Genomic DNA, 1,398 nt, shown 5'->3' with positions numbered 1-1,398 from the left:
TGCATGACGCGCACCTCGCAACAAGAATGCCGGAGCATTCTTGAATATTAATAAAAAGGGGATCAATTTAGTGAATGCAGGTTCGCCATAGCTTAAAACTATGACAAACCTGCATTTTCATGTATTATACAAAACCGATCTTCAAACTTATAATAAAGACCATCAAGTGCAACGAAAATAAAAATCATGAGTTTGGAGGAAATAACGATGAGCAATGTACAGACACCGTTTCGATATGATTATGTGGGAAGTTTCCTGCGTCCGGAAAAATTAAAACAGGCGAGAAGACAGTTTGATGAGGGAAAAATCCCATATGCAGAGTTGAAAGTAGTAGAGGATGAAGCTATCACAGAACTGATCGGGAAGATCAAAGAGCTTGGCTATCATGTGATCACAGACGGAGAGTTCCGCCGTGCAACCTGGCATCTGGATTTTATGTGGGGATTTGACGGAATCGGACATGTACCGACCAAAACCGGTCTGCCATTCCACGGAGAGTCGGCGATGATCGATGATACCTACCTCACTGGAAAAGTTGGTTTATCCGGTGAACATCCATTTGTAGACCATTTCCGTTTTGTAAAACAGTTTGAGGATGAGAAGACAATTGCAAAACAGACCATTCCGTCTCCGGCACAGTTTTTGGCACAGTTTACCATGCCGTTTAACCGTGAGGAGACAGAGAAATATTATGATTCAGACGAAGAACTGGTAAATGATATCGTTGCAGGTTATGGCAAAGTGATCGATGATCTGTATGCAGCAGGCTGCCGCAATGTGCAGCTGGATGATTGTACCTGGGGGATGTTTGCAGATAAGACAGGTCATTTAATGTATGGCACGACACAGGAAGGATTGAAAGAAATCCAGAAAGTGTACAAAGACATCAATAACCGTGTCATTGCAAATGCACCGAAAGATCTTGTAATCAATACGCACGTATGCCGCGGCAATTTCCACTCCACCTATGCAAGCAGCGGCGCTTATGATCCGGTGGCAGAAATCCTTTTTGGTGAGGAAAATGCAAATGCCTATTATCTGGAGTTTGATGATGAGCGTTCCGGCGGTTTTGCACCGTTAGCAAAAGTATCCGGTGTGAAAAAAGTGGTTCTTGGACTGATTACTACAAAATCACCGAAACTTGAGTGCAAAGAAGAAGTTATTGACCGAATCTATGAGGCGGCAAAATACATTCCGCTGGAGAGATTGTATCTGAGTCCGCAGTGCGGATTTGCTTCCTGTGAGATTGGTAATAAACTGACAGAAGAAGAACAGTGGGCGAAATTGAAATTAGTAAAAGAGATCGCAGAAGAAGTCTGGGGCTAAGAAGAAAGTAAAAAAGTGATTTGATATATCAGATGGGAGCCAATCCCCCATCTGATATAGCCTCCGGCAGGA

At 43.1% G+C, this 1,398-nt stretch carries 1 protein-coding gene; it reads left to right on the top strand.

All coding sequences use genetic code 11. The features are described 5' to 3' along the window. Positions 1 to 207 precede the first annotated feature (207 nt). On the top strand, positions 208 to 1,326 hold the full coding sequence (locus LG34_RS14410; RefSeq protein WP_109216678.1) for a 5-methyltetrahydropteroyltriglutamate--homocysteine S-methyltransferase: 1,119 nt from the start codon (positions 208 to 210) through the stop codon (positions 1,324 to 1,326). Positions 1,327 to 1,398 lie beyond the last annotated feature (72 nt).

Origin of the sequence: Eubacterium ramulus, from assembly GCF_003122485.1 — a bacterium.
Lineage (GTDB): Bacteria > Bacillota > Clostridia > Lachnospirales > Lachnospiraceae > Eubacterium_I > Eubacterium_I ramulus_A.
The sequence above is the reverse complement of the archived record's forward strand: the minus strand, read 5'-3'. Positions and strand labels throughout refer to the sequence as shown.

Coding starts and splice junctions, on each gene's coding strand:
- LG34_RS14410 (WP_109216678.1), top strand. CDS start 208: ATGAGCAATGTACAGACACCGTTTCGATATGATTATGTGGGAAGTTTC.